The organism is Ferrimonas sp. YFM, assembly GCF_030296015.1.
Lineage (GTDB): Bacteria > Pseudomonadota > Gammaproteobacteria > Enterobacterales > Shewanellaceae > Ferrimonas.
In genome coordinates this window covers 3,977,776-4,003,601 of sequence record NZ_AP027368.1, presented here as the reverse complement: position 1 = coordinate 4,003,601, position 25,826 = coordinate 3,977,776, and the positions used below count along the sequence as shown (strand labels likewise).

Annotated in this window: 28 protein-coding genes; 19 read left to right on the top strand and 9 right to left on the bottom strand. The window is 59.0% G+C overall.

Translation table 11 applies throughout. The features are described from left to right. Positions 1 to 27: 27 nt before the first annotated feature. From QUE41_RS18450 to QUE41_RS18440, 3 genes are read left to right on the top strand one after another with little or no spacing between them, the layout of a single operon-like run. Entirely contained in the window at positions 28 to 477 is a 450-nt protein-coding gene (locus QUE41_RS18450; protein WP_286340434.1) for a copper chaperone PCu(A)C, read from the top strand. Between the two features lie 14 nt (positions 478 to 491). Then, positions 492 to 1,460 carry a DUF2333 family protein gene (locus QUE41_RS18445; protein ID WP_286340433.1) on the top strand — a complete coding sequence of 323 codons (969 nt, stop codon included), beginning with the start codon at positions 492 to 494 and terminating at the stop codon, positions 1,458 to 1,460. Between the two features lie 6 nt (positions 1,461 to 1,466). Then, a complete protein-coding gene (locus QUE41_RS18440) occupies positions 1,467 to 2,132 on the top strand; it encodes a TIGR04219 family outer membrane beta-barrel protein (RefSeq protein WP_286340432.1) in 666 nt (221 codons plus the stop codon). Positions 2,133 to 2,192: 60 nt separating this feature from the next. On the opposite strand, the gene tolC is transcribed toward QUE41_RS18440, so the two are convergent. Next, positions 2,193 to 3,506, bottom strand: coding sequence for an outer membrane channel protein TolC (tolC, locus tag QUE41_RS18435; protein WP_286340431.1), 1,314 nt, complete (start codon positions 3,504 to 3,506; stop codon positions 2,193 to 2,195). A 213-nt stretch (positions 3,507 to 3,719) separates the two neighbouring features. Between tolC and nudF the strand changes: the two genes are divergently transcribed. From nudF to parE, 5 genes are read left to right on the top strand one after another with little or no spacing between them, the layout of a single operon-like run. Next, positions 3,720 to 4,343, top strand: a complete 624-nt coding sequence (gene nudF / locus QUE41_RS18430) for an ADP-ribose diphosphatase (RefSeq protein ID WP_286340430.1) — start codon at positions 3,720 to 3,722, stop codon at positions 4,341 to 4,343. Beyond that, positions 4,343 to 4,777, top strand: coding sequence for a DUF1249 domain-containing protein (locus tag QUE41_RS18425; protein WP_286340429.1), 435 nt, complete (start codon positions 4,343 to 4,345; stop codon positions 4,775 to 4,777). The genes nudF and QUE41_RS18425 overlap by 1 nt, the downstream gene beginning before the upstream one ends. Before the next feature lie 8 nt (positions 4,778 to 4,785). After that, positions 4,786 to 5,610, top strand: a complete 825-nt coding sequence (gene cpdA / locus QUE41_RS18420) for a 3',5'-cyclic-AMP phosphodiesterase (protein WP_286340428.1) — start codon at positions 4,786 to 4,788, stop codon at positions 5,608 to 5,610. Positions 5,611 to 5,620: 10 nt separating this feature from the next. Continuing rightward, positions 5,621 to 6,196: a YqiA/YcfP family alpha/beta fold hydrolase gene (locus QUE41_RS18415; protein ID WP_286340427.1), complete on the top strand. Its 576-nt coding sequence runs from the start codon at positions 5,621 to 5,623 to the stop codon at positions 6,194 to 6,196. A 56-nt stretch (positions 6,197 to 6,252) separates the two neighbouring features. Beyond that, the gene (gene parE / locus QUE41_RS18410; RefSeq protein ID WP_286340426.1) at positions 6,253 to 8,145 is read left to right on the top strand and encodes a DNA topoisomerase IV subunit B; all 1,893 of its coding nucleotides are present in this window, start codon (positions 6,253 to 6,255) and stop codon (positions 8,143 to 8,145) included. Positions 8,146 to 8,199: 54 nt separating this feature from the next. Here parE and QUE41_RS18405 read toward each other — a convergent pair whose 3' ends face one another. After that, positions 8,200 to 8,538: a hypothetical protein gene (locus tag QUE41_RS18405; RefSeq protein WP_286340425.1), complete on the bottom strand. Its 339-nt coding sequence runs from the start codon at positions 8,536 to 8,538 to the stop codon at positions 8,200 to 8,202. Positions 8,539 to 8,926: 388 nt separating this feature from the next. Here QUE41_RS18405 and QUE41_RS18400 point away from each other — a divergent pair, with 388 nt between their 5' ends. From QUE41_RS18400 to QUE41_RS18375, 6 genes are all read left to right on the top strand, one after another. Next, positions 8,927 to 10,027 carry a PQQ-dependent sugar dehydrogenase gene (locus QUE41_RS18400; protein ID WP_286340424.1) on the top strand — a complete coding sequence of 367 codons (1,101 nt, stop codon included), beginning with the start codon at positions 8,927 to 8,929 and terminating at the stop codon, positions 10,025 to 10,027. Continuing rightward, complete coding sequence (gene parC / locus QUE41_RS18395; RefSeq protein WP_286340423.1) at positions 10,020 to 12,275, top strand: DNA topoisomerase IV subunit A; 2,256 nt, start codon at positions 10,020 to 10,022, stop codon at positions 12,273 to 12,275. Before QUE41_RS18400 ends, parC begins: the two co-directional genes overlap by 8 nt. Before the next feature lie 130 nt (positions 12,276 to 12,405). Further along, positions 12,406 to 13,044, top strand: coding sequence for a CatA-like O-acetyltransferase (locus QUE41_RS18390; RefSeq protein WP_286340422.1), 639 nt, complete (start codon positions 12,406 to 12,408; stop codon positions 13,042 to 13,044). A gap of 113 nt (positions 13,045 to 13,157) precedes the next feature. Beyond that, entirely contained in the window at positions 13,158 to 13,892 is a 735-nt protein-coding gene (locus QUE41_RS18385; RefSeq protein WP_286340421.1) for a 1-acylglycerol-3-phosphate O-acyltransferase, read from the top strand. Positions 13,893 to 13,928: 36 nt separating this feature from the next. After that, positions 13,929 to 14,282 (top strand): ribonuclease E inhibitor RraB, encoded by a 354-nt coding sequence (gene rraB / locus QUE41_RS18380; protein ID WP_286340420.1) that lies wholly within the window; start codon positions 13,929 to 13,931, stop codon positions 14,280 to 14,282. A gap of 226 nt (positions 14,283 to 14,508) precedes the next feature. Next, positions 14,509 to 14,667 (top strand): hypothetical protein, encoded by a 159-nt coding sequence (locus tag QUE41_RS18375; protein ID WP_286340419.1) that lies wholly within the window; start codon positions 14,509 to 14,511, stop codon positions 14,665 to 14,667. A gap of 12 nt (positions 14,668 to 14,679) precedes the next feature. On the opposite strand, the gene QUE41_RS18370 is transcribed toward QUE41_RS18375, so the two are convergent. Together QUE41_RS18370 and QUE41_RS18365 are read right to left on the bottom strand one after the other, a co-directional pair. Beyond that, a complete protein-coding gene (locus tag QUE41_RS18370; protein ID WP_286340418.1) occupies positions 14,680 to 15,630 on the bottom strand; it encodes a GGDEF domain-containing protein in 951 nt (316 codons plus the stop codon). Positions 15,631 to 15,633: 3 nt separating this feature from the next. Continuing rightward, a complete protein-coding gene (locus QUE41_RS18365) occupies positions 15,634 to 16,575 on the bottom strand; it encodes a response regulator (RefSeq protein WP_286342972.1) in 942 nt (313 codons plus the stop codon). 141 nt (positions 16,576 to 16,716) lie between these two features. Between QUE41_RS18365 and QUE41_RS18360 the strand changes: the two genes are divergently transcribed. Continuing rightward, positions 16,717 to 17,505 carry a crotonase/enoyl-CoA hydratase family protein gene (locus QUE41_RS18360; protein WP_286340417.1) on the top strand — a complete coding sequence of 263 codons (789 nt, stop codon included), beginning with the start codon at positions 16,717 to 16,719 and terminating at the stop codon, positions 17,503 to 17,505. Between the two features lie 112 nt (positions 17,506 to 17,617). On the opposite strand, the gene rpoD is transcribed toward QUE41_RS18360, so the two are convergent. From rpoD to rpsU, 4 genes are all read right to left on the bottom strand, one after another. Further along, positions 17,618 to 19,450, bottom strand: a complete 1,833-nt coding sequence (rpoD, locus tag QUE41_RS18355) for an RNA polymerase sigma factor RpoD (RefSeq protein WP_286340416.1) — start codon at positions 19,448 to 19,450, stop codon at positions 17,618 to 17,620. Between the two features lie 79 nt (positions 19,451 to 19,529). Beyond that, entirely contained in the window at positions 19,530 to 21,293 is a 1,764-nt protein-coding gene (gene dnaG, locus QUE41_RS18350; RefSeq protein WP_286340415.1) for a DNA primase, read from the bottom strand. A gap of 85 nt (positions 21,294 to 21,378) precedes the next feature. Beyond that, positions 21,379 to 21,822, bottom strand: coding sequence for a GatB/YqeY domain-containing protein (locus QUE41_RS18345; protein WP_286340414.1), 444 nt, complete (start codon positions 21,820 to 21,822; stop codon positions 21,379 to 21,381). 12 nt (positions 21,823 to 21,834) lie between these two features. Beyond that, a complete protein-coding gene (gene rpsU / locus QUE41_RS18340) occupies positions 21,835 to 22,050 on the bottom strand; it encodes a 30S ribosomal protein S21 (protein WP_084144540.1) in 216 nt (71 codons plus the stop codon). A gap of 300 nt (positions 22,051 to 22,350) precedes the next feature. On the opposite strand from rpsU, the gene tsaD reads away from it, so the two are divergent. Further along, on the top strand, positions 22,351 to 23,373 hold the full coding sequence (tsaD, locus tag QUE41_RS18335) for a tRNA (adenosine(37)-N6)-threonylcarbamoyltransferase complex transferase subunit TsaD (protein ID WP_286340413.1): 1,023 nt from the start codon (positions 22,351 to 22,353) through the stop codon (positions 23,371 to 23,373). On the opposite strand, the gene plsY is transcribed toward tsaD, so the two are convergent. Continuing rightward, the gene (gene plsY, locus QUE41_RS18330; RefSeq protein WP_286340412.1) at positions 23,351 to 23,962 is read right to left on the bottom strand and encodes a glycerol-3-phosphate 1-O-acyltransferase PlsY; all 612 of its coding nucleotides are present in this window, start codon (positions 23,960 to 23,962) and stop codon (positions 23,351 to 23,353) included. The two genes, tsaD and plsY, sit on opposite strands and share 23 nt — an antisense overlap. 146 nt (positions 23,963 to 24,108) lie before the next feature. On the opposite strand from plsY, the gene folB reads away from it, so the two are divergent. The 3 genes from folB to QUE41_RS18315 are packed head-to-tail and all read left to right on the top strand — an operon-like array spanning position 24,109 to position 25,775. Further along, a complete protein-coding gene (gene folB, locus QUE41_RS18325; protein WP_286340411.1) occupies positions 24,109 to 24,477 on the top strand; it encodes a dihydroneopterin aldolase in 369 nt (122 codons plus the stop codon). Beyond that, positions 24,474 to 24,980 carry a 2-amino-4-hydroxy-6-hydroxymethyldihydropteridine diphosphokinase gene (gene folK / locus QUE41_RS18320; protein WP_286340410.1) on the top strand — a complete coding sequence of 169 codons (507 nt, stop codon included), beginning with the start codon at positions 24,474 to 24,476 and terminating at the stop codon, positions 24,978 to 24,980. Before folB ends, folK begins: the two co-directional genes overlap by 4 nt. After that, a complete protein-coding gene (locus QUE41_RS18315; protein WP_286340409.1) occupies positions 24,981 to 25,775 on the top strand; it encodes an undecaprenyl-diphosphate phosphatase in 795 nt (264 codons plus the stop codon). The last annotated feature ends 51 nt before the right edge of the window (positions 25,776 to 25,826 follow it).

The window sequence follows — 25,826 nt, the reverse complement described above, 5'->3', positions numbered from 1 at the left end:
TGAAGGAAAAAGTGTAAGGGAAGCGCGATGAAATTCAAACAACTGTTTACTTGCTGTGCCCTATTGGCCGCAACCCCAGCCATGGCGGCCATTACCCTGAGTGATGCCAAGGTGCGGGAGATGCCGCCGGGAGTGCCCAACACCGCCGCCTACCTGACCCTTCACAATGATGACGCAGCCACCGCCCTGATCGGGGCCAGCTGCGACATCGCCGGTAAGACCGAGATACACACCATGCTGACCGAGAACGGCATGATGAAGATGCGCCGCATTGAGCGCATCGAACTGCCCGCGGGCCAGTCGGTGACCCTTGCCGAAGGGGGAGATCACCTCATGCTGCTGCAGTTGACTCAGCAGCCATTGGCCGGCCAGCAGGTCAAGTGCACCCTGAGCTTTGCCAACGGCGACAAAGTTGACGCCATCCTGCCGGTGGTGGACATGAAGTCCGCCGGGCATGAGCACCATCATCACCACTAAAGAGGAGCCAGTGTATGGCCGCATTGAATAGGAAGTGGATTGTGGCAGGCCTGGCGGGTCTGCTGCTGTTGAACTGGCTGATTGCCGTATGGTGGAGTTTCGAGCCAGACCAGATTGGCAACGACCGTCTGCGCGGGGAGACGCCGGTGACCGGCTATGCCACCACCTCTGCGGCCATTGAGGTGATGGAAAACCTGCTGGATAAACCCGGGGGCTTCCTCTCCAATGACAAGATGCCGCCTTCGGTGCTGATGGATAACATGCCTGCTTTCGAGTTCGGTGCCCTGGAGCAGGTGCGGGATCTGACCCTGGTGATGCGCAAGGACCTGGCTCGCTCCCAGTCCCAGTCTGCCGAGGACCCGGATCTGGCCAAGGCTCAGCCGAAATTCAACATCGACCACCGCAGCTGGCTGATCCCCAGCGCCGAATCCGAGTATCGCGATGGCATCGAGGCGCTCAAGTCCTACCGGATGCGCATCAGTGACCCCACTCAGCCCTCGGCCCAGTTCTACGCCCGAGCCGACAACCTGGTGGCGGTACTGGATCAGGTGGAGAAGCGTCTGGGCAGCCTGTCCCAGAGATTGTCCGCCAGTGTCGGTCAGGCTCGCCTGAATACCGATCTGGCCGGGGACACCTCCGCCAGTGCGTCCACCATGACGGTGAGCGAGCAGGAGGTGAAAACCAGCTGGTGGAAGATTGACGATGTGTTTCATGAGGCCCGTGGCAGCTGTTGGGCGCTGCTGGCGATCATGAATGCCGTGGAGTCCGACTTTGCTCCTGTGCTGGAGAAGAAGAACGCCACCGTCAGCCTGCAACAGATCATCCGTGAGCTGGAGGCGACCCAGGAGACCGTTTGGAGTCCCATGGTGCTCAATGGCAGCGGATTTGGCCTGGTGGCCAACCATTCGCTGGTGATGGCGAATTACATCAGTCGTGCCAATGCGGCACTGATTGACCTCAAACAACTGCTAACTCAAGGGTAACTCTTTATGCGTTTGAAACTCTCTGTTGCGGCGGCCTGTCTTGCCACTGCTTTGACCGGAACCGCCCAGGCCGATGTACTGGGGGTCAAGCTGGGCCTGGATCTGCAGCAGAACAGCGTCAGTGGCGATCTGCACAGCACGGGTGGTGATTGGGACGACAGCTATCAGCCCAGCGGCTATGTCGCCTTCGAGCACTTCATTCCCCTGGTGCCCAACGTGATGCTGCGTCACAACCAGCAGGAGTCAGACGGCCAGGGTTCCGTTAAGGCGGACCTCTCCAACACCGAACTGGTGGCTTACTATGAGCTGCTGGACAATGGTGCCGTAGAACTGGACCTGGGCGCCAGCTACCGACTGTACAGTGGCAAGCTCAACGATGGCGCCCTCAACCAGGACAACCTGGATGATGGCATTCTCATGGGCTATGTGCGGGGACAGGTGAACCTGATTGGTACCGGCCTGTTTGTGTTTGCCGACGGGGTGCTGGCCAGCTATGACGATCGCGAGATCAGCGATTATAAGGCTGGCCTGGGCTGGGAGCTGGATATGCTGGCCCTGGACCTGGCCATCAAGGGGGGCTATCGCCAGCACACCTTTGACGTCAGCGACTGGGGCACTCAGGCGGACCTGGAGTTCTCCGGTGCCTTCGTCGGTGTGGAACTGAGCTTCTAATCATCCTGCGCCAGCCATAAAAAAACCGCCCAATGGGCGGTTTTTTCGTAGGCGCAACGTTTACTTCAGACCGTTGTTGATCATCTGTACGTCTTCGGCGCTCAGGGTTCCGGCTGCCTGCTTCAGGGACAGAACGGCCAGGATGTAGTTGTAGCGGGCATCGGCCAGCTGTTGCTTGGCGCTGTACAGCTGACGGGTGGAGTTCAGTACCTCAACAATGGTACGGGTACCCACTTCGAAACCCGCTTCGGTGGCCTTCAGGGCACTCTCTGCAGAGACCACAGATTGCTCATAGGCCTTGATGGTGCTGATGGATGCCTTAACGTTGTTCAGGCTGTTGCGCAGGTTACGCACCACGGAGCGGTGAGTCTCCTCCAGGGCCTGAGAGGAGGCCACGAAGTTGTACTTGGCCTGCTCAACCTGGCTGGTCACGGAGAAGCCGCTGAAGATGGGTACCCTCAGGGTCAGACCGATCTGGCCAGTGGTATCGTTGGTGATCTGGTTGGGGCGATCTTCCTGACCATAGTTGGCGGTGATGCCAGCGGCCAGATCCAGGCTGGGCAGGTGACCGGTTTTCGCCAGTTCAATCTGCTCTTTGGCAATGTCCACACCCAGGCGGCGGCTCAGCAGCTCCAGGCTGCTCTCCTCACCCAGTGCCAGCCAGGCGTCGTGAGTGGCCGGGGCCGGGGCAGAGGGGCTGAAGCGTTGAGTGTCCAGCACGGACAGTTCGCTGTGCTCTAGGCCGGTGATCTCACGCAGGCCCTCGTAGCTGTTCTCCAGGGTGTTCTGAGCGTTGATCTCCTCGGCGATGGCCAGGTCATACTGAGCCTGGGCTTCATGCACGTCGGTGATGGCGGTCAGACCCACGGCGAAACGCTGCTTGGTTTGCTCCAGCTGGCGCTCGATGGCACGCTTGTTGGCTTGAACGAACTCAAGGGAGTCCTGGGCAGATAGCACGTCGAAGTAGGCGTTGGACACCCGCACGATCAGGCTCTGGGCGGCCAGCGAGTAGTTGGCGTCGCTCTGGGCAGCACTCTTCTCACTCAGCGCCAGGTTGACGTAGTTGGCGTGATTGTAGATGCTCTGACCCAGCTCGATGCTGCCGGAACCGGAACCACCGCTGTCTGAGGTTTCACCCAGGTCATCAAACCAGGAGTAACCATAGCCCAGGGAGCCACTGATTTGGGGCAGCAGAGAGGCACGGCTCTGATCGATCGCTTCGAAGGCGGCGTCACGAGTCGCTTTGGATTGCAGCAGGACCGGATCCTTGGTCAGTGCCTGTTGGTAGATCTGATAGAGATCGTCCGCATGAGCTGGCAGGGTTGCACCGGCCAGACCAAGCGCTAGGGTCAATGCACGAAATTTGAGTCGCATTTGAAATCCTTAAAGTAAACACAAAGCTAGCCTGCACCACAGGCAAGCTAAATTTCCGGGCTGGGAAAACCCGTTATTCCCAAGACGACCTTGACTTTGACAGCCTTAGTAAACTGAATTGCACCCAGGAAAGTCAATCATTTTGCGTCACCAAGTGTAACAGTTTATAGAGTTCATAAGGCTGGAGAAATTCGCCAAACAGAGGGTAGATGGATGAAAGTACAACTTCCTGGCCAGATGGATCCTGAACGGATCGAGCTTCTGGAGGAAAAAACGCTGTTTCAGGGCTTTTTCAAACTGATTCAGCGAAAACTGCGCCACCCCCTGTTCGACGGCGGCATGAGCGAGGTGGTGACCCGGGAGATCTTCGAGCGGGGCAATGCGGTGGTGGTGTTGCCCTATGACCCGGTGCGGGATGAGGTGGTGCTGATTGAGCAGATCCGCATTCCCGCCATAGGCAACAGCGACAATCCCTGGCTCTATGAACTGGTGGCGGGGATGATCGATAAGAAGGAGTCGGTTCTGGAGGTCGCCGAGAGGGAGCTGCTGGAGGAGACCGGATTGCGCAGCGCTGGCCTCACCCCCATCGGCAGCCATCTCTCTTCGCCGGGGGGCTGCTCCGAGCGCCTTCATATGGTCCTGGCCCTGGTGGATGCCTCCAAGGCTGAGGGGATTCACGGCCTGGATGATGAGCATGAAGACATCCGGGTGGTGGTGGTGCCCAGAACCCAGGCGTACCAGATGGTGGAATCTGGACAAATCGACAATGGAAGCAGCGTGATTGGTCTACAATGGCTGGAATTGAATCACCACAAACTCAGGAGGGTTGAGGTCTGATGGCCAAACGGCGCGATTCGCTGGCGAGGTTACACGCCCTGTATGGGCGCAACTATCTGCGCCTGCTGCCCCTGATCCCCGAGGATGCCAAGCCCGGGGAACGTTGGCATATGCGCCTCTCTCCCCTGATAGAAGTGGGCTTCACCCTGGTGGAGCAAACCCGTTACACCCAGGTTTTACAGATACAGCGCTGGGTGCCTGCGAGCTCCTGGCTGACTATCCCCTGCATGTCGGTTAGGATGTACCACGACGCTCGACTGGCAGAAGTGTTAAGTGGTCAACAGATCTCCGGCCTTTCGCCGTTGTATGATTGGCAGACTGCCAAATTGTGGCTGGCGCAGGACAGGTTCCAGACAAACCTGTTTCTGGCTGAAATATTGGAATGTTTATCGCCCCATAGGCTTAAGGCCATGGTGGCTGAAGTTAGGGAGTAAACCAGCCCTTGAGTGTTCGAGCCAAGGCACTGTCGTTTCCTGCGGACAAGCAGTCGATCCGCATCGCACAGATCTCCGACCCCCACCTGTTTGCCGATAAAGGGGCTGAGTTCCTGGGACTGAATCCCTGGGACAGCTTCTCCGCGATCCTCTCCGAACTGCGTTATGAGCCGCTGGACATGGTCATTGGCACCGGCGATCTCAGCCAGGATCACAGCATCGAAGCCTATCGCCATTTTGCCGACGGCGTCCGTGGACTGGGCGTGCCGGTGAGCGCATTGCCGGGCAATCACGACGCCTTCGACCGCATGGAGCTGGGCCTCGAAGGCAGTGGTGTCATGCTGGACCGGCGCATCATCCTCGGCCATTGGCAGTTGCTGCAGCTGGACAGTACCGTGCTGGGGCTGCCCGGTGGGCACCTGAATCACCACAGGCTGGAGTGGCTGGAGGCGGTGCTGAATCACTCCAGTGCCTACCACACCCTGATCGCCCTGCATCATCACCCCCTGGACACGGGCTGTGTCTGGCTGGATCAGCACAGGCTGGATAACGGTCAGGAGTTCAACGACCTGATTCGCCGCTTCGAGACAGTGAAAGGGGTGATCTGGGGCCACGTCCATCAGGAGATGGATGAGCGTGTGGACCACATCCGTATGCTGGCGGCACCGTCAACGTCCATTCAGTTCCGGCCACACTGCCGGGACTTTACCCTGGACAACCTGCAGCCCGGTTACCGTTTGCTGACCCTGAATGCCGATGGTAGCATCGACACCTCGATAAAACGGCTGTCCGGCGATCGCTTCCAACCCGACAGGACGGCGTCCGGCTACTAGGCAAGGAACCATGCTGCTCTACATCCACGGATTCAACAGTTCCCCCGGTTCGCAGAAAGCGGAGCTGGTCCGCGACTATATGGCGCGGCACCATGCCAATGAACCCCTGGCCATTCCCCGGCTGGCCACCACGCCCCAGGCGGCCATGGCCCAGCTCGAGGGGATCGTCGAACCCGCCCTGGCGGCGGGCGAGCCGCTGCGGCTGATGGGCAGCTCTCTGGGGGGCTTTTTCTCCAGCTATCTGGCGGAGAAGTATGGGGGCAGGGCGGTGCTGATCAACCCGGCGGTGCGCCCCTTCGAACTGCTGCTGGATTACCTGGGCCCTCAGGAAAACCCCTATACCGGTGAGTGCTACGAGGTAACAGAAGCACACATGACCCAGTTACAGGCACTGGATACGCCGGTGATCCATCATCCGGATCGTTTCCTGACCCTGCTGCAGAGCGGTGATGAGGTGCTGGATTACCGTCAGGCGGTCGATAAGTATCACCATGGCCAGATGGTGATTGAGCCGGGCGGCGACCACAGTTTCGTCGGCTTTGAGCAGCACCTGCCTGCGGCATGCCGTTTCCTTGGGCTGGCTTGAAGCCCACTCGATGATGCCGATAACATAACCACAACTAAGCGGACTTGGGACCAGAGATGACCAATCAATACACCTCCGATGCCATTGAGGTACTCAACGGACTGGAGCCGGTAAAGCGGCGCCCCGGGATGTACACCGACACTGCCCGGCCCAACCACCTGGGTCAGGAAGTGATCGACAACAGCGTCGATGAAGCCCTGGCGGGTCACGCCAGCAGCGTCCAGGTGATACTCCATAAGGACCAGTCTCTGGAGGTGATCGATGATGGTCGTGGCATGCCGGTGGATATCCACCCGGAAGAGGGCGTGCCCGGTATCGAGCTGATCATGTGTAAGCTGCACGCCGGTGGTAAGTTCTCCAACAAGAACTACCAGTTCTCCGGTGGTCTGCACGGTGTGGGGATCTCCGTGGTGAACGCCCTCTCCACCCGGGTGGAGGTGACCGTTCGCCGCGATGCCCAGGTGTATGAGATCGCCTTCGAAAATGGCGACAAGGTGCAGGACCTGCAGGTGACCGGCACCTGTGGTCGTCGCAACACCGGCACCAGCGTTCATTTCTGGCCAGACCCCAGCTATTTTGACTCCGCCAACTTCTCTGTGGCCCGGCTGACTCACCTGCTGCGGGCCAAAGCGGTACTCTGCCCCGGACTGAAGATCAAGTTCGACAACAAGGTGACCGGTGAGGTCACCGAGTGGCACTACGAAGATGGCCTCAAGGATTACCTGTTCGATACGGTGAAGTCCTGGCCCATGCTGCCGGATACCCCCTTTACCGGCGCCTTTGCTGCGAACAATGAAGCGGTGGACTGGGCCCTGGTGTGGCAACCGGAAGGGGGCGACTCCGTCGCCGAGAGTTACGTCAACCTGATCCCCACCGCCCAGGGCGGTACTCACGTCAACGGCCTGCGTCAAGGACTGCTGGAAGCACTGCGCGAGTTCTGCGAGTTCCGCAACCTGATGCCCCGGGGCGTCAAGCTGGCGCCTGAGGATATCTGGGACAAGGTGAGCTACATCCTCTCCATCAAGATGCAGGATCCCCAGTTTGCCGGTCAGACCAAGGAGCGGCTCTCCTCCCGTCAGGCGTCGGCCTTCATTACCGGCGTGGTTCGGGATGCTTTCAGCCTGTGGCTCAACGAGCACACCGAGCAGGCGGAAGCCCTGGCCGAGTTCTGCATCGCCAGTGCCCAGAGCCGTCTGCGCAAGGCCAAGAAGGTGGCCCGCAAGAAGGTGACCAGTGGTCCTGCCTTGCCAGGTAAGCTCACCGATTGCACCACCACAGAGCCGATGCGCGGCGAGCTGTTCCTGGTGGAGGGGGACTCGGCAGGCGGCAGTGCCAAGCAGGCCCGAGATCGTGACTTTCAGGCGATCATGCCCCTGCGAGGAAAGATTCTGAATACCTGGGAGGTGGACGCCGGTCAGGTGCTGGCCTCTCAGGAGGTGCACAACATCTCCATCGCCCTGGGGATCGATCCTGACTCCGAGGACCTCAGCGGGCTTCGTTACGGCAAGGTGTGCATCCTGGCGGATGCGGACTCCGATGGCCTGCACATCGCCACCCTGCTGTGCGCGCTGTTCATGAGGCATTTCCGCTCTCTGGTGGAGCAGGGGCATGTGTATGTGGCCATGCCACCGCTGTTCCGCGTCGACGTGGGCAAAGAGGTGTTCTACGCCCTGGATGAGCAGGAGCGTCAGGGAATCCTCGACAGAATTGCCGCCGAGAAGCGCAAAGGCAAGGTTCAGGTCACCCGATTTAAGGGACTGGGTGAGATGAACCCGGGCCAGCTCAGGGAGACCACCATGGATCCCAATACCCGCCGTCTGGTGCAATTGACGGTGGATGATGCCCAGGCCACCGAGGCGTTGATGGACATGCTGCTGGCCAAGAAGCGGGCCGGTGACCGCAAGTCCTGGCTGGAAGCCAAGGGCGACTTGGCGTCTCTGGAAAACTGATAAAGAAAAGGCCGCACTCAGTGCGGCCTTTCTCTTTGTTTCTCTTTGCGGCGCTTACCAGCTGGTGCGACGCTTACAATCCATGTAGTTCAGGGCGCTGACCACCCCGTTGGACCAGTCTTCTGCCAGCTCTCGCTTTTCGTGGTTTACCTGAACCACGTACTTGCTGAAGTTGCCACCGAGCTCGCTGCGCAGGGACTTGCCAGTGAAGGACATACGGGCCGCCACCACCTGGTGCAGGGGCATGCGCCAGTGAACCAGGGTGCCGTCGGGCTCCTGGGTTACGGCGGTGGACTCGGTGACCCAACCGGTGTCACGCACCAGCTCTTCCAGGGTCGGACGGCGATCAATCGCCAGATTTTGAGTGTCCTGTGTATTGAATACGCGTTGCATGATCGTTACCCGCTTAGTTGTGTGCAGGAGTATTAATAGCAGAGAGCTTGATGCGGGAATCGTCATCAGTTCACACTATTGAAACAGCCTAAAAACTGAGCATCTTTTTCGTGAATGTTGTCACTATGTAAAGAGTGCATATGGCGTGCAGATCGCGTTTTGTGGAAAAGTGTGATGTGTTGACAGGCTCAGATAATCACATTTTATTGATGTTATTGCTCTAAATATAATATTTTTTGAAGCTCTGGATTTTAGATATTGGAATTCTGGAATAAATTTTGAAATTGTTAAAAGCGGTGTTGATGGTTAACTGAACACCATGGCTAAAGGGTGGTCAGATTGAGTTTGCATAACTATGCAATCTTAGCTCGACTGCCAGGGAGGGAAAATGGGAAGCGTCACACTATTGATCATCGCCGCAGCGGCGGCGGTCTCGTCCGCCCAGCTGCCGGAGGGGTTTTCTTTGACTCAGGTGGCCGAGGCGGACAATGCCAGACAGATGGCCTGGGGCAACCGGGGTACCCTGTTTGTCGGCAGCCGTAAGGCGGGCAAGGTTCATGCCTTGCAGGATCTGGATGGTGATGGTGTCTATGAGACCCGGCACCTGGTGGCCCAGGGGCTCTACCTTCCCTCCGGCATCGCGTTTCGCGACAACACCCTCTATGTGGCGGCGGTCAATCGCATCCTGGCTTTCCCGGACGTGGAAAACCGGCTGGTGGCACCTAAGATGGAGGTGGTGTACGACGGCCTGCCCAGTGACGCCCACCACGGCTGGAAGTTCATCCGCTTCGCCGCCGATGGCCGGCTGATCGTGCCAGTGGGTGCGCCCTGCAACATCTGCAATCCGGAGCTGCCCTACGCCAGCATTCTGGCGCTGGACCTGGACAGGGGGAAGTATGAGGTTCTGGCCAGGGGCGTGCGCAACAGCGTGGGGTTTGACTTCCATCCGGACAGTGGCGAACTCTACTTTTCCGATAATGGCCGCGACATGATGGGGGATGACGTGCCTCCGGATGAGATCAATCGGCTGACCACGGTGGGCAGCCATTTTGGTTACCCCTTCCTTCATGGCGCTGAGGTGGCCGACCCCAAGTTCAAGGCCAGTGCCGGGCAGATGGCCGGCTTTGAGAAGCCTCTGTGGCAGCTGCAGGCCCATGTGGCGCCCCTGGGAATCCACTTCTACCGGGGCGAGGCGTTTCCCTCGCCGTATCGGGGGGCGTTGTTTATCGCCGAGCATGGCAGCTGGAACCGCAGCAGCAAGGTGGGCTATCAGGTCAGTGCCCTGCTGCCTCAGGACGACGGCAGCTGGCAATACCGGGTGATTATTGGCCCCTGGCTTGATGGAGAACAACCTTTAGCCCGTCCTGTGGCATTTCTTGAGCACCCTGATGGTTCGCTTTTGATTTCGGACGATTATAATGGTGCGGTTTACAAGCTAACTTACAACGGAATGCCGGCGCAGACGGCGGATAACGAAAACAATGAGTGATGCAACTGAATTGAGCCTTGAGGGAGTGGAGCAGCGGCCGCTGCATGCCTTTACCGAAGAGGCCTACCTGAACTACTCCATGTACGTCATCATGGACCGGGCGCTGCCCCACATCGGTGACGGTCTCAAGCCGGTCCAGCGACGTATCATCTACGCCATGAGCGAGCTCGGTCTGTCCGCCTCTGCCAAGTACAAGAAATCCGCCCGTACCGTGGGCGACGTGCTGGGTAAGTACCACCCCCATGGTGACAGCGCCTGTTACGAGGCGATGGTGCTGATGGCCCAGCCCTTTACCTATCGCTATCCCCTGGTGGATGGCCAGGGGAACTGGGGGGCGGCGGACGATCCCAAGTCCTTCGCCGCCATGCGTTACACCGAATCCCGTCTCTCCCGCTTCTCCGAGGTGTTGCTCAGCGAGCTGGGGCAGGGCACCGTGGACTGGGGCGTCAACTTTGATGGCACCCTGAAGGAGCCCAAGAGCCTGCCGGCCCGTCTGCCACACATCCTGCTCAATGGCATCACCGGCATTGCCGTGGGTATGGCCACCGACATCCCGCCCCATAACGTTCGCGAGGTGGCCAACGCCTGTGCCCACCTGCTGGACAACCCCAGGGCGGAACTGCCGGAACTGATGACCTTTGTTAAAGGTCCGGACTACCCCACAGGGGCCGAGATCATCACTCCGGCCAATGAAATTGCCAAGATGTACGAGACCGGCAAGGGGTCGGTGAAGATGCGGGCGGTCTACACCATAGAGCAGGGCGAAGTGGTGATCAGCGAACTGCCCCACCAGGTGTCCGGCGGCAAGATCCTCGAGCAGATCGCCGCTCAGATGCAGGCGAAGAAGCTGCCCATGGTCACGGATCTGCGTGATGAGTCCGACCATGAAAACCCCACCCGTCTGGTGGTGGTGCCTCGCTCCAACCGGGTGGATCTGGATCAGCTGATGGCGCACCTGTTTGCCACCACGGATCTGGAGAAGAGTTACCGGGTCAACCTGAACATGCTGGGGCTGGATCAGCGTCCGGCGGTGAAGGGGCTGAAGACCATTCTTGGCGAGTGGCTGGACTACCGTATGGCCACGGTGCGTCGCCGCCTGGAGTACCGTCTGGACAAGGTGCTGGCCAGACTGCACATCCTCGACGGCTTGCTCATCGCCTTCCTCAACATCGACGAAGTGATCGCCATCATCCGTAACGAGGATGAGCCCAAACCTGTGCTGATGGCCCACTTTGGCCTGACCGAGAAGCAGGCGGAAGCGATCCTCGACCTCAAGCTGCGCCATTTGGCCAAGCTGGAGGAGATGAAGATCCGCGGTGAGCAGGATGAACTCTCCAAGGAGCGGGATAAGCTGCAGCTGACCCTCTCCTCCGAGCGCCGCATGAAGACCCTGGTGAAAAAAGAGCTGCTGGCGGACGCCGAGAAGTACGGTGACGACCGCCGCAGCCCGCTCAAGGAGCGGGAGGAGGCCAAGGCCCTGACCGAGACCGAGCTGATGCCCACCGAAGCGATCACCGTGGTGATGTCCCAGAAGGCCTGGGCCCGTCAGGCCAAGGGTCATGAGGTCGACCCGGAGACGCTCAACTACAAGTCCGGAGATGGTTACCTGTCCCATGCCAGGGGGCGCAGCAATCAGCCGGTGATCTTCCTGGAGAGCTCGGGACGAAGCTACACCACGGATGCGCACACCCTGCCTTCCGCCCGCAGCCAGGGTGAGCCCCTGTCGGGCCGCTTCAACCTGGTGGCCGGCGAGATGCTCGAGCATACCCTGATGGGAGACTCAGAGCAGCTCTACCTGATGGCCACCGATGCCGGCTATGGCTTCGTCTGTGCCCTCAAGGAGATGATCAGCCGCAACAAGGCGGGTAAGGCACTGCTGACCGTTCCCATCGGTTCCCGGGTGATCGCGCCGACCCCCATCGCCAATCAGGAGAGCGACCGCCTGCTGGCGATCACCACCGAAGGCCGGATGCTGCTGTTCCCTGTGGCCCAGCTGCCGGTGCTGAGCAAGGGTAAGGGCAATAAGATCATCGGCATTCCCACCGAGCGGGTGAAGAGCCGGGAGGAGTACCTGAAGCATCTGGTGGTGGTGCCGGAGACCGCGGCCGTCACCTTGTGGGCGGGCAAGCGCAAGCTGACCCTCAAGCCCGATGACCTGGCCCACTATCAGGGTGAGCGGGGCCGCCGGGGCAACAAGCTGCCCCGAGGCCTGCAGCGGGTGGACAAGCTCGAGTTGGTCACCGAATAACTGAGTCACAGAAAAGCGAAGCCCACTGGCTTCGCTTTTATTTATCCCCATTGTCGTCGCTCTGTTATATAACCTAGGTACACTTCCAGCGGGCCGCCAAGAGCCCGGCAAGAACACAAACAAGGACATCATGAAACATCTGGATATGGAGCGCTGGCCACGCCGCCAGCAATTTCAGTTTTTCACTCAGCTGGACCAGCCCTACTTCAGCCTGTGTGCGGACATCACCATCACCGAACTCTTTCACCGCTGCCAGCGCGACAAGCTGTCCGCCTATCACGCCATCACCCACGCCATCATGACCGTCTGCCATCAGCTGGATTGGACCCGCTGGCGCATCCGCGGCGATCAGGTCATCGAACATGAGCATCTGAGTGCCGGCATCACCACCCTGGGTGAGGATCGGCTGGTGCGTTTTGTCCGGGTGCCTTATTGCGTGGAGTTTGCCGAGTTTTCCCGGCGGATGACATCCCAGTCTGAGATCGCCTGGCAACGGCCAGGACTGTTTGATGAGGAGGGGGATGGGGATGACTCCATCTACATGTCCTGTCTGCCCTGGGTGCGCTTTACCCAGATGACCAACCCCATGCCTTTGAGCCCGGCAGACTCTGTGCCCCGAATTACCTGGGGAAAGTATGATCAGAGTGGCGAGGAGGTGAAGGTGCCGGTGGCCGCGCAGATCCACCATGGATTGGCCGATGGCCTGCACCTTGGAGAGTTTTACGAGGCATTACAGCAACGTATAAACCAGTGTCGTCAATGGCTGTAGCCCCTGTCTGTTCGCTGTATCCAATTTTGAGCGAACAGTTGTAACGAATTCGTTGAGTCGGTCACGGGGTTTGCCTATACTGGGCGCCCCTGTTGTGAGGAAAGACGTCGCCGATGCTGTTACTGTTGCGTTCCCTGACTCTGGCTCTGTTGCTGGTCCTGGTTTCTACCCTTGGTCTGCTGTTGTGCCTGATTCGCCCCTTTCACCGAAATAATGTCCACTACACCGCCAAGGTGTTTGGTGCCGTGGCACCGATCCTCGGTCTCAAGGTGATTCACCGCGGAACCCGAGGCGACGGTGAGCCCGTGGTCTATGTGGGCAACCACCAGAACAACTTCGATCTGTTTACCCACACAGGTTCTGTGCCCAAGGGCACGGTGTCCATGGGCAAGACCAGCCTGAAGTGGATCCCCTTCTTTGGCCAGCTGTACTGGCTGACCGGCAACATTCTGATTGATCGTGGCAACCGCTCCAAGGCGGTTCGCACCCTGAAGCAGGCAGCGGAGAAGATCCGCGGCAAGTCTTTGTCTGTTTGGATCTTCCCAGAAGGCACCCGCTCCCGTGGCCGTGGTTTGCTGCCCTTCAAGACCGGAGCCTTCCACACCGCCATCCAGGCCGGGGTGCCCATCGTACCGGTGATCGCTTCAGACCAGCATGGAATCAACCTCAATCGCCGCAACAACGGCGTGGTGATCGTCGAGACCCTGGAGCCCATCTGCACCAAGGGCTACTCCAAGGATCAGGTACGTGAGCTGGCGGAAGAGGTCTATGGCCGCATGAAACAGCGCCTGGAAGAGCTGAACAACGAGGCGATGCGACTGGCAGGGGCCAAGCCTGCCCTGGCCTGATATACTGGCGCCAATCTTACCCATTTGGAGATGGTCATGACCATTGAACAACTGATCCTCGAGCAGGAGCAGGAGAACCGCGAGATCGTGGAGGCTCTGCTGGAGGATGGCTCTCAGCCGGACGCCGAGTACGTTATCGAGCACCACTTCTCCGGCTCCAACTTCGACAAGCTGGAGAAGGCGGCGGTAGACGCCTTTAAGGCGGGTTATGAAGTGGAAGACGCCGAAGAGCTGGAGCTGGATGACGGCGCCGTGGTGTTTGCCTTTGACGCCGTGATTGAGCACAAACTTGAGGTGGAGCGCCTGAATAAAGACACCAAGACCTTGATCGAACTGGCCGACAAGCACGGCATCCAGTACGACGGCTGGGGCACCTACTTTGTGGAATAAACACCCGGGTGTTGTTCTCATTCGCCAGTGATGGCGAAATTAAAAAAGCGCCGTCAGGCGCTTTTTTTGTGGCTTAGACACGCCGGTTCAGGCAGGCGCTGTGTCTGGGGCCGATGGGACTGCCGGGGAGGCGTATGTCAATTGCCTCGGCCCGTATGGCGAGCCCAAGAGCTTGCTGGCCGCAATGCCGGAGACTATAGTCTGTGTCTCATAGGGGGGACAGAGTATGACGGATCAGCAGCCTCAGCAGGAGCGTCGCAGCATCAATCGGCGTCAGAACTCGGATCGTCGTCAGTATCTACGTTGGGAGCCAGGAAAGAAGGAGAGACGACGGGGATGGGGGCGTCGCAAGGAGGATGGCCTTCAGGGGTACTGGCAGGATTAGTCTCGGGCGCGGTCAGCTGGCCTTGGCCAGGATGCAGCGGTTACGGCCCTGACGCTTGGCTTCATACAGGGCTTTGTCAGCCTTTTCGAACCACACCTTATTGTTCTCCAGGCCCTCATGGTAGGGAGCATAACCGATGCTGACGGTAAAGCTGGCCACGCCGGCATCGGTCTCCACGGTCAACTCAGACATGGTGCTGCGAATGCGCTCAGCCAGCAGCTGTGCCTGCTCCTGGGTGGTTTCCGGCAGCAACAGGGTAAACTCCTCGCCGCCGTAGCGAGCCGCCACATCGCTCTTTCTCAGCAGTTGCCCCAGTTTCTGACCCACTGCCGCCAACACCAGGTCACCGGCACTGTGACCCAGGGTGTCGTTGATGGACTTGAAGTGGTCGATGTCCAGCACCATCAAGGTGGAGGGGTGACCATAGCGGCGACTGCGCTCAAACTCCTGATCCAGGTGTTGCTGCCACATGCGGCGGTTGGCCAGCCCGGTAAGGGTATCAATCTGGCTCATCTTCGACAGCGCCTGACGGTGGTTGGCTTCGACGGTAACGTCGTACACCACCAGAGCCACGTTATTCACCTCGGCAAACCGGTTGCTTAGTGGCTGAATGGTCAGGTTCTGGTACATGTAGGGGCTCTGGCCGGTCACCGGGCGGGAGTTGGGGAACTTGAAGATGTAGGGCCGCTGCTCCCAGGTGGTGAAGGCGCGGTTATTCAGCAGGAAGGCGGTCTCCAGCTTGCTGGTGAGCCACTCCTCCGGTAACTCTTCGAACAGGTCAAAGACCCGCTTGCCGCGCACCTGGGAGGCTCTGAGGCCACTGTGGTTCTCCATGAAGCTGTTCCACAGGTGGATGCGGAACTGTCGGTCCAGCACCACCAGGCCCACTTCAATAGTCTGAACCAGCTGGGTCAGCAGGTGCAGGGCATCGAGTTCGGCATTGTGGGAGTGCTGGTTTGGCATGGATTACACCAGGTCCTTGAGTTGGGTCTGCAGCAGGGCCCAGCTGGATTGGGGCAGCAGCAGCAACAGGTCGCAATTTAGCTTATGTTGCTCCTGTCGGTAGCTGATTTCAATGGCGTAGACCTCTCCGCTGAGGCTGTTGACCTCCTTGGAGTGGCGCCAAATGATGGGCGGGCTTTGACTGAAGGCCACATGTAACTGTTCTGACAGGCTGTTTAGGAAGGCGCCAAACAACAGGTTGGCGGCATCCATCAGGATCTCCTCCTGCTGGGCGGCGGTTTCACCCTTGAGGCCAAACAGCTGGCTGAGGTCGGTTTCGTTGATGTCGTGAAACAGCAGCAAGGCTTCGCCGGCGATACCGGCGCCGATGAACCCCTGGCTGAGGATCTGGGTGTATTGATCCTGGCGGGCGGAGGTGAGCATCATCTCCAGGTCACGACTGCTCCAGTGGGAGACCTTGGGCACAGGCAGCTGAACGAAGTCGTCGATCACCTTGGCCAGCAGCGACGCGGTGCGACCCATGGCGACATTGCAGATTTCGCGCAGGGCGTCCTCCAGGCTGACGCTGCCGGTGTCGACCATGTTTGTCGCCGTGCCGGTTTCGATCCTCAGCCTGGCCAGTGCCGAGGCCAGATCCGCGGTGTTGACTGGCTTCTTGATGAAGTCCAGAGCACCCAGCGTCTTTACCCGGGTCAGGGCTTGGGGTTGGATATCGGCGGAAACCACGATAGTCTGAGGCTTGGAGGTCTGACCAGAGAGGGCCTCCAGGACCTGATAGCCATCCAGGCCAGGCATGTTGAGGTCAAGAAACAGCAGCTCGTAGCTGGATTGTTTCAGCATCTCAAGGGCCCGTTCGCCGTTTTCGGCGAAGGCTATGTCACTGCAAAGGCCCGACGGCAAAGTTCTGGCCAGTTGCTTACGGGCCAGCGCAGAGTCATCGCAAATTAGAACCTTAATGGTGGTGCCTCCCTGCCCTGGGTCTAAATGACCTTTTTATCGAAACTCGTAAAAAGAGCATTCTATTGAATTAATTTATAAATGTCATGATCTTGACGGTGATGAATTTCTGACAACTAAGGAGTGGTTATGTCGGAAAAAGTAATTTTAAGTGTCCTGGACGGCATCGCCCTGGTGGAGATGAATCGTCCCGATAAGTGTAATGCCCTGGACTACGACCTATTCAAAGCCTTGGTAGATGTACAAAAACGCATCGCGGGCATGAGGGAAATTCGTGCGGTCATCCTTACCGGACGAGGCAAGGATTTTTGTTCCGGCATAGACATAAAGTCCATGTTTACCTCCCCTTCAATCGCAATGAAGTTGCTGTTTAAGTTATGGCCGTGGCAGGCAAACCGGGCTCAGAGGGTTAGCACCGGCTGGCGGGACCTGCCGGTACCGGTGATCGCCTCCATCCAGGGACGCTGTTGGGGGGGAGGCATGCAGATCGCCCTGGGGGCGGATTTCCGCATTGCCGAGTCCGACGCCACCCTGGCGGTGATGGAGGGGCGCTGGGGGTTGATTCCCGACATGGGCGGGACCCTGGCGTTGCGCGAGCAGATGCCACAGGACCAGGCATTGATGCTCTCCATGCTGGCAGAGCCTGTGAATGCCGACGAGGCGCTCAGGCTGAATCTGGTCACCGAAGTGGTGGATGATGCCATGGGACGCAGCCAGGAGCTGGCCAAGGCCCTGGCGCAGCGCTCACCCAATGCCCTGGCCGAAGTCAAACGCCTGTATAAGACCCGCGGCTTTGGTTCCAATGGCTCGGTTCTTTTGGGCGAAACTTTGGGCCAGATAAAGGCGATGTTCTCAAAGAATCAGAGAATTGCCGTAGCCAGACAGCAGGGAAAAGAGCGAAATTATTTACCGAGATAGTGCCCTGACAGTTTCATTTTCGCCAGGTGAAAGTCGGGTGCAAATAGTGAATTAGGAGCAAGGAAGACAAATAAAAAAACGCCCCGCATCAGCGGGGCGTTTTCTTTTCTGATTACTCGTCGAGGAAGCTCTTGAGAATTTCAGAACGGGAGGGGTGACGCAGCTTACGCAGCGCTTTGGCCTCAATCTGACGAATACGCTCGCGGGTCACGTCAAACTGCTTGCCCACCTCTTCCAGGGTGTGGTCGGTGTTCATGTCGATACCGAAACGCATGCGCAGCACCTTGGCTTCACGGGCGGTCAGCCCTTCCAGAACCTCATTGGTGGCCACTTTCAGGCTTTCGCTGGTGGCGGCATCGATGGGCTGGGCCAGGGTGGTATCTTCGATGAAGTCACCCAGATGGGAGTCTTCATCATCACCAATGGGCGTCTCCATGGAGATGGGCTCTTTGGCGATCTTCAGCACCTTGCGGATCTTGTCTTCCGGCATCAGCATCCGCTCAGCCAGCTCTTCCGGGGTGGCTTCACGGCCCATCTCCTGAAGCATCTGACGGGAGATGCGGTTCAGCTTGTTGATGGTCTCGATCATGTGCACCGGAATACGGATGGTACGAGCCTGGTCCGCAATGGAGCGGGTGATCGCCTGACGAATCCACCAGGTGGCGTAGGTGGAGAACTTGTAGCCGCGACGGTATTCGAACTTGTCTACCGCCTTCATCAGACCGATGTTACCTTCCTGGATCAGATCCAGGAACTGCAGACCCCGGTTGGTGTACTTCTTGGCGATGGAGATCACCAGACGCAGGTTGGCTTCCACCATCTCTTTCTTGGCTCGGCGGGCCTTGGCTTCACCGATGGACATGCGACGGTTGATGTCCTTGATGCGACCGATGGTCAGGCGGGTTTCCACCTCAACCTGGCCCAGTTTGGTCTGGCAACGGGACACTTCGTCCTGCACCTTGGCCAGGGCATCGCTGTAGCTCTTGCCGGCGGCCACTTCGGTCTGCAGCCAGCTGTCGTCGGTTTCGCTGCCGGCGAAGACTTTCATGAAGTTCTTCTTGGGCATCTTCGCCTGCTCAACACAGAGCTTCATGATCAGGCGTTCCTGGATGCGTACGCGATCCATCATGGTACGCATGTTGCCAACCAGATGATCGAACTGCTTGGGTACCAGACGGAACTGCTTGAACAGCTCAGACAGGCGGGTCACCACCATGGCCACTTCGACGGAGTCGTGACCGTGATCGGCGATCGCCTGCTGGGCCAGCTCATAGTGCTTGCGCAGTTCGGCAAACTTCTCACGGGCCTCTTCCGGATCCGGGCCGGAGGAGGTCTCCTCTTCGTCGTCGTCATCCTCGTCGTCTTCATCGTCCAGGTCTTCCTGAGACAGTTCGGAGCCGACGTGGGTGGCGGTCGGGGCGACGTTGTTCTGGTCTTCATCTTCGGAGACAAAGCCGGAGATGATCTCAGACAGGCGGATCTCATCCGCCTCGAAACGATCCCACTGATCCAGAAGGAAGGAGATCGCTTCCGGGTACTCGGCGACGGAGCACTGTACCTGGTTGATGCCATCCTCGATGCGCTTGGCGATCAGAATCTCGCCTTCGCGGGTCAGCAGTTCCACCGTACCCATCTCACGCATGTACATGCGCACAGGGTCAGTGGTGCGGCCCAGTTCGCCCTCTACGCTGGCCAGCACCTGAGCGGCGGCTTCGGCAGCGTCTTCATCCGTGGCGTCTTCCGACATCATCAGGTCATCGCTGTCCGGGGCGGACTCGAAAACCTGAATACCCATGTCGTTTATCATCTGGATAATATCTTCGATCTGATCGGAATCGATCATATCCGCCGGAAGGTGGTCGTTCACCTCGGCGTAGGTCAAGTAGCCCTGCTCTTTGCCTTTGGCTACCAGAAGCTTGAGTTGTGACTGCGGAGTTTGATCCATAGATATCATCCACTTACTTATGCGAACAGAGTGTTTGAGCGACAGCCGCGCAAATAGCCAATTATAGCGTTTCGGCGGGTCAATCGCTAGCCTTTGCCGGGGCCTTAAGCCCCTGTAATAACAGATTCATCTCTTGCAATTGACGTAGCTCATCGGTGGATATTGAACCATCACGCGCTTTACGTTGCAGTTGCTCTGACATCTGTTCAAAAAAACGTTGGTTTAACCATAATAAACAGTCGGTAAACTCCTGGCGGTAAGCGGACTCATCACTGAGCTCCAGTTTCCAGTTCAGCAGTTTACATAAGGTGCCGTGTTCAGGACGGCCCCTGAACCGCTCCATCAGCTGACCCGTGGTCAGCGGTTCCGGGCGGCAGATCTCCAGCATCTCCCGAAGCAGCGGCAAGCCGGCCATCTCCAGGTGTTGCAACTCCTCCTGCACCGGCATGTTGTGGCCCAGTGAAGGCTGTTGCTGCAGCAGGGCAATGGCCCGCCGAACCGGCGTGCCGCGTCCCTGAGCCCCGGTGGGCTGAACCACCTGAGGCGCACTCCGTTGTCGCAGTGAGTCTGCCCCCCAGCCGAGCTCGGTGCGCAGCCGGGCAAACAGACTCTCTTTGAGCAGACCATCGGGCACCTTATTGAGCAGGGGCTCCATGGTGCTGGCCAGGTGGGCTTTGCCCTCCTGGCTGGAGAGATCTGCGTCGGACAGCAGGGTGTCAAACAGGTAATCGGAGAGGGGCATCGCCTTCTCCACTAGGGCTTCAAACGCCTCTTTACCCTGTTTCCGCACCAGGCTGTCCGGATCCTCCCCGTCGGGAAGGAACATGAATTTCAGTTGGATGCCATCCCTCAAATGGGGCAGGGCAGTTTCCATCGCCCGCCAGGCGGCTTCCCGGCCGGCGTTATCGCCGTCGTAGCAGCAGATCACCTGCTTACTGGTACGCACCAGCAGCTGCATCTGGTCTGCGGTGGTGGAGGTGCCCAGGGAGGCCACCGCATAGGGCACCCCATGCTGTGCCAGGGCCACCACATCCATATAGCCTTCGACCACCAGAATTCTGGCGGGGTTCCTGTCGTGCTGCTTCAGCTCATACAGGCCATAGAGTTCACGCCCCTTGTGAAAGATGGGGGTTTCCGGCGAGTTCAGGTATTTGGGGGTGCCGTCACCCAACACCCGGCCCCCGAAGGCCACCACCCGGCCGCGTCGGTCGCGGATGGGAAACATCAGCCGGTCGCGGAAGCGATCGTAGCTTCGGCCACCCCCCTCCTTGGCGATCAGCATGCCGCATTCGGTCAGCACGTTCAGGCCGGTGGGGTTCTGTTTGTGTTGCGACTGCAGGTTGTCCCAGCCATCCGGGGCAAAGCCGATGCCGAATTTCTTGACGGTTTCGCCATCCAGGCCGCGGGAGCGAATGTAGTCGATCACCTTCTGGCGCTGGGCATGCTTACGCAGCTGCAGTTGGAAAAAGCGGGCGGCCCAGTCCATCAGCTCATAGTGGCTGGTGAGTTTGGGGGCCTGTTGCTGGCGGGCGCTCTGGCCCTGCTCCCTGGGGACCTCGAGGCCCACAGTGGATGCCAGATCCTCGATGGCGTCGAGGAACTCCAGCCGGTCATACTCCATCACAAAGTCCAGGGCATTGCCGTGGGCGCCACAGCCAAAACAGTGATAGAACTGCTTATCCTGACTGACGGTGAAGGAGGGGGATTTTTCGTTGTGGAATGGGCAACAGGCGCTGTGATTCTTGCCTGTTTTCTTAAGTTTTACGCGTGCGTCGATCAGATCGACAATGTCGACTCGGGCCAGTAGCTGGTCAATGAAATCTCTGGGGATACGCCCTGCCACTTACTTTTGAGTCTCCGAGGTGCTATCGATTAGAGACGAACAAGCCGTGCAGGGCACGGCTTGTTTCACGCTAAGGCAAGATGGCTTAGCTCAGACGGGCCTTAATCAGACCACTGACCGCGCCCATGTCGGCACGACCCTGAACCTGAGGCTTCAGCAGCCCCATCACCTTGCCCATATCCTGCATTGAGCTGGCACCGGAATCAGCCAGTGCCTTGTCTACCAGAGCGCCCAGCTCCTCCTCGGTCAGAGGCTGAGGAAGAAACTCCTGCAGCACAACAACTTCGGCGGCTTCCACGTCGGCCAGATCCTGTCGGCCTGCGGCCTCAAACTGACTGATGGAATCGCGACGCTGCTTGACCATCTTGGTCAGAACCGCGGTGATTTCATCGTCGGTCAGGGTTTTCTGACCGTCTACCTCTTGCTGCTTAACCGCAGCCAGAGCCAGGCGGATGGTGCCCAGGCGTGCCTTATCTTTGGCACGCATGGCAGCTTTCTGCTCGTCTTTGAGACGCTCAATTACGGACATCGTAAACTCTGCTTAGTACAGGCGGGTACGACGAGCGTTTTCGCGAGACAGCTTCTTAGCGTGACGCTTGGAAGCAGCAGCTTTGGCGCGCTTGCGTGCAGTGGTAGGCTTCTCATAGTGCTCGCGGCGACGTACTTCAGACAGGATACCTGCCTTTTCGCAGGAACGCTTGAAGCGACGCAGGGCTACGTCAAAGGGCTCGTTTTCACGTACTTTAATTACTGGCATCTGCCACTCACCTCAATAAATTGGGTTTGAGCTGGTCATCTTTTGACCGGCGTAAGTTCAAAATGGTGCGAAATTCTACTCTGAACCGCACTGGCTTGTAAAGGGGCGTTCACCTGTCTTGAGGAACTTGGGTAACAACCAAAGCAAAATCACCTCTCAACCCTTTATGGTGAAAGGAGATTTTGGGTTGTGCCCGGTGAGCTTTCCCCGGGTTAAGGGCGGTTGTGCCGGCCGGGATTGGTATCCTGGCCAAGGCGCAGGTAGAATTGCCGCCTTCAACTATTGATATGAGAGTCTAGCATGCGACTGTTGGGAATCGAAACTTCCTGTGATGAAACTGGTATCGCCATCTACGATGATGAGCGCGGGCTGTTGTCACACGCCCTCTACAGTCAGGTGAAACTGCATGCGGATTACGGCGGCGTTGTGCCTGAACTGGCCTCCCGGGACCACGTACGCAAGATCGTGCCCCTGGTGAAGGAAGCGGTGGCCAATGCCGGCCTGACCTCGGATGAGATTGACGGTATCGCCTACACCTCGGGCCCCGGCCTGGTGGGGGCGCTGCTGGTGGGCGCCTGCGTCGGTCGCAGCCTGGCCTTTGCCTGGAACATCCCTGCGGTGGCGGTACACCACATGGAGGGTCACCTGCTGGCACCCATGCTGGAGGAGACGCCCCCCCCATTCCCCTTTGTTGCCCTGCTGGTCTCTGGTGGCCACACCATGCTGGTGCGCGTAGACGGCATCGGCCAGTATCAGGCCCTGGGCGAATCCATCGACGATGCCGCCGGTGAGGCGTTTGACAAGACCGCCAAGCTGATGGGGTTGGATTACCCTGGCGGACCGCTGTTGGCCAAACTGGCGGAAAAGGGCACGCCGGGACGTTTTACCTTCCCGCGCCCCATGTGCGACCGCCCTGGCCTGGATTTCAGCTTCTCCGGCCTCAAGACCTTTGCCGCCAACACCATCGCCGCCGAAGGCGACGATGAGCAGACTCGGGCCGACATCGCCCGGGCGTTCGAGGACGCCGTGGTGGACACCCTGGCGATCAAGTGCCGCCGGGCCCTGAAGGAGACCGGGCTGAACCGCCTGGTGATCGCCGGTGGGGTGAGCGCCAATAAACATCTGCGCGCCCAATTGGCGGCGATGATGGCCAAGCAGAAGGGGGAGGTGTACTACCCCCGCAATGAGTTCTGTACCGACAACGGTGCGATGATCGCCTACGCGGGTCTGCAGCGACTCAAGGCCGGTGAAACCCAGCCTCTGTCAGTGAAGTGTCAGCCGCGCTGGCCTCTGGATACCCTCAAGGCGCCGGGGGCTGCTTAGCCTTCGCCTTCAGGCGTTCCGACACCTTGGGCTCTTTGCCCTGCCACAGGCGCACCAGGTTGGGCTGGTGCCGCCAGATGATCAGCAGACACAGCAGCACCACCGACAGGGTGTACTGGGGTTTGATCAGGTAGGTATATAAAGGGGCCAGCATCGAGGTGATCACCGCACCCAGAGAGGCGTACTGGGTCAGCCAGACGATCACCACCCAGGTGGCGATGATCAGCAGACCCATCCAGTCGCTGATGGGCGCCAGGGCGCCGAGGGCGGTGGCCACCCCTTTGCCGCCACGAAAACCGAAGAACACCGGATAGATGTGGCCCAGGCAGGCGGCGATGCCGATAAAGGCCAAAGAGAGGGGATCGATCCCCAGATGGTAACTGGTCCACACCGGAATGGTGCCCTTGAGCACGTCAAACAGCAGCACCATCACCGCGGCGCTCTTTCCCCCCAGCCTGAGTACATTGGTGGCCCCCGGGTTGTTGGAGCCGCTGGTTCTGGGATCGGGTAACCCTTTGAGCTTGCACACCAATACCGCACTGGATACGGAACCCAGCAGGTAGGCAAACAGGATCATCATCAGGGTCATCGAAACGGCGCGTCCTTTTCTGCGTTAATGGCCACCCCAGGCGGTGGTTGCGGTTTGCCGCGATGGGGTAAAAGGCTTTATGATTCCGCCACACCCGCCTACGGACAGGATATTAGGGTATCTAACCTTTGATTGGAGTACCAGAGTTGCAAGCAGATACGGTTTTCGTCGACCAGCTGAAATGTGAAGCGGTCATCGGGGTATTTGACTGGGAGAAGCAGATCACCCAGACCCTGTTTATTGACCTGGAGATGAGTTGGGACAACCGGCCGGCCGCCGCCTCGGACGACTACCGCCACGCCCTGTGTTACGACACCGTCTCCACTGCCGTCACCGAACTGGTGGAGGGCACGCCCCACGAGTTGGTGGAAACCGTGGCAGAAAAAGTGGCTGAGCTGATTCGCAGCCGTTTCGGCGTCCACTGGGTCAAGGTGACGGTCAATAAGCCCGGTGCGGTGAAAAATGCCGCCAACCTTGGGGTGCGCATTGAGCGGGGCAGCAGGACCAACCCGTGACCCGTATCTACATCAGCGTGGGCAGTAACATCTGCCCCAGAGAGAATATCCCTCCCGCTCTGGATGACCTGTTTCGCCACTTTGGCCCCCTGACTCTGTCCAGGGTGTTCGAGAGCGAAGCCGTGGGCTTTGACGGAGACAACTTCCTGAACTTTGTGGTGGCCTGCGACTCCAAGCTCTCTCTGGCAGAGACTGCCGCAACCCTGCGAAAGATGGAGCTGGCCCATGGTCGCGCCCCGAACGCTCAGAAGTTTTCCAGCCGCACCGTGGATCTGGATCTGCTGCTCTTTGGCGAGACTCAGTGCCAGCAGCCCCTGGTGTTGCCCAGGCCAGAGATTCGATTCAACGCCTTTGTGTTGTGGCCCCTGGCCGAACTGGCTCCCGAACTGGTGATGCCCGGCGATGACGCTCCCCTGTCACAGTTGTGGCAGGACTTCGATAAGACTCAACAGAAACTATGGCCTGTGGAATTCCACTGGTCACCCTCCGGAGACATGCAGTAAATGGATCTGATACAAGCCTTCTGGCTCGCCCTGATTCAGGGGATCACCGAATTTCTACCCATCTCCAGCTCGGCGCACCTGATTCTGCCGTCACAGCTGCTGGGCTGGCCGGATCAGGGGCTGGCTTTTGATGCCATCGTCAACCTGGGTACCCTGGCGGCGGTGGTGATCTACTTCCGCCAGGATGTGATCTCTCTGCTGACCGCCTGGCTGCGCTCCCTGGGCGGGCATCACAGTGAGCAAAGCAAGCTGGCGTGGCTCATTGTTCTGGGCACCATTCCCGTAGGGCTTTCCGGCCTGCTGTTCAACGATTTCATCGCCACCCATTTTCGCAGCACCCTGGTGGTGGCTTGCTCCACCCTGATCTTCGGCCTGCTGCTGTGGTGGGCAGACGCCAAGCCCAGTGAGAAGCGCGGCATCGAGGATCTGACCTGGCAGCTGGTGCTCTTTATCGGCATCGCCCAGGCGATGGCGTTGATCCCCGGCACCTCCCGCTCCGGCGTCACCATTACGGCGGCCCTGCTGGTGGGGTTGAATCGGGTCTCTGCTGCCCGATTCTCCTTCCTGCTGGCGATCCCTGTGGGGGCGCTGGCCGGCGGCTATGAGGCCCTGGGACTGATTGGCAACCCTGATCCGGTCAACTGGTCTCCCCTGGGCGTCGCTCTGGTGGCGGCCTTTGTGTCCGCCTATCTGTGTATTCACTACTTCCTGAAGATGATCAGTAATATGGGCATGCTACCCTTCGTCATCTACCGTCTGGTTCTGGCTGGCGTGCTGTTCGCCTTCTTCGTCTGACCCAGACCGGCGCAATGAGCGGCCCACAGGGCCGCTTTTTTGTACCCGGCT